At 52.5% G+C, this 1,538-nt stretch carries 2 protein-coding genes; both read left to right on the top strand.

What is annotated here, in order from left to right:
* The first annotated feature begins 166 nt into the window (after positions 1-166).
* Positions 167-820 carry a hypothetical protein gene (locus EZI54_RS23655; RefSeq protein ID WP_131484303.1) on the top strand — a complete coding sequence of 218 codons (654 nt, stop codon included), beginning with the start codon at positions 167-169 and terminating at the stop codon, positions 818-820.
* Between the two features lie 237 nt (positions 821-1,057).
* Positions 1,058-1,538, top strand: a 481-nt coding sequence (locus EZI54_RS23650) for a transposase (protein WP_131484302.1), incomplete at its 3' end; no start/stop codon positions are given.

The following is a 1,538-nucleotide window of genomic DNA, read 5'->3' as shown; positions in this document are numbered from 1 at the left end:
CGGACGCGGCATCCTCAGTGAACCCCCTAACCAGTCATTGCAGTTCGTTCCGGCCCTGACGGGCCTACACCGGACGGCCTTTTCTCCGCTTCGCTACGTAAAGGCCGCCGCTGAATATTGGCGTTAGCGCTCAATCCTACAACAACCGATATGCGGAGAATTAGTAATGGGCCTGAATGACATAGCGACAGTTCTCAGCGGTTTCTCCACTGTCGTAATAGCGCTCCTTACTGTTTTCCTATGGCGTGAAAATCGGTTGCTACGAAAAGCCGGCTCTGAGCCGAGTTTAGTTGCATACTTTGAGCCGCACCCAGATGGAACAGGTGGCTTGAATATTTCAATCGTCAACGTAGGTACGGGCCCGGCAAGAAACGTTTACTTTCAGTTTCTAGGCGAATCGGAGGATTTTACCAACTACGACCTGATCTTAGATTGCAGCATAAAGAGAGGTCCTATAACTCTGATTCCGCAAGGAGAGAAAATATCAATATTGTTTGCTATCGGCTTCCAATTATTCAAACCGAAAAAAGCAGATTCGAAGGAGCCGATGCCCCCTTTCAAGGTTCGCTTGGAATGGACTAGCTTGGATGGAAGCAATTCGAAATGCGAAGATTTTATTTTGGATGTGAAGCCCTATGCTGATCTGCCAGGTTTTATAAGTAAGCCTTACCTGCTTAAGATCGTTGATTCCATAGATGGGGTAGGACAGAGCGTGTACAAACTAAATAAAGATGTCAGAGAGTTATCAAATCTGATCGAGGCTAATTCCCTAGAGAATCCACGAGTGCAGAAAATTAAGGGAAATAATGAGTCGCTCTAAAATGCTTTCGGTGGCGCTTTTCACCCCGAGATACGAAGTAAAGCGATGCGCCAACCGAGCCTGAACCACGCTAACAAGGCAGTCAACCGGACGCCAAAAGCGTGGCGCTTTTGGTTCCCTCCGCTGGCGCTCCGGCGCCGGTTACCGCAGGCGTTGAGGCTGTAGAAAAAGTCCCGGAATCGCTGCTCCGGGTTTGGTAGGATCGAGGTATCGCAGGCCGACAAGGACCCGTCTCCCATGCCCCGCTTCAAGCATTACAACTACGACCAGGATACGATGGTCGTGATCAACTACCAGGAGCAGCTCCAGCCCGGCACCTTCGAACACGCGGTGCATTACCTGATCGAACACAAGCTGGACCTGTCGGTGTTCCATCCCAAGTACCGCAACGAAGACACCGGTCGCCTGGCCTACGATCCCGCCATCCTGCTGAAGATCATCCTGTTCGCCTACTCCAAGGGCATCACCTCCAGCCGCGAGATGCAGTGGTGCTGCCAGACCAACATCATCTTCAAGGCCCTGTCCTGCGATACCGTGCCGCACTTCACCACACTGGCCAAGTTCGTCAGCGGCCATGCCGATGAGATCGAGGCGCTGTTCGAGCAGGTGCTGCTGGTGTGCCATGAGCAGGGCCTGTTGGGCAACGAACTCTTTGCCATCGACGGCTGCAAGATGTCGTCAAACGCCAGCAAGGAGTGGTCCGGCACCTTCAAGGAGC

The sequence above is a fragment of the Marinobacter halodurans genome, from assembly GCF_004327985.1.
In the GTDB taxonomy this organism is placed as follows: domain Bacteria; phylum Pseudomonadota; class Gammaproteobacteria; order Pseudomonadales; family Oleiphilaceae; genus Marinobacter_A; species Marinobacter_A halodurans.
Note: the sequence above shows the minus strand (reverse complement) of the source record. Positions and strands in the feature narration are given on the sequence as shown.

What these genes read in the sequence shown, in the direction of transcription:
- EZI54_RS23655 (WP_131484303.1), top strand. Translation starts at nt 167, where the DNA reads ATGGGCCTGAATGACATAGCGACAGTTCTCAGCGGTTTCTCCACTGTC.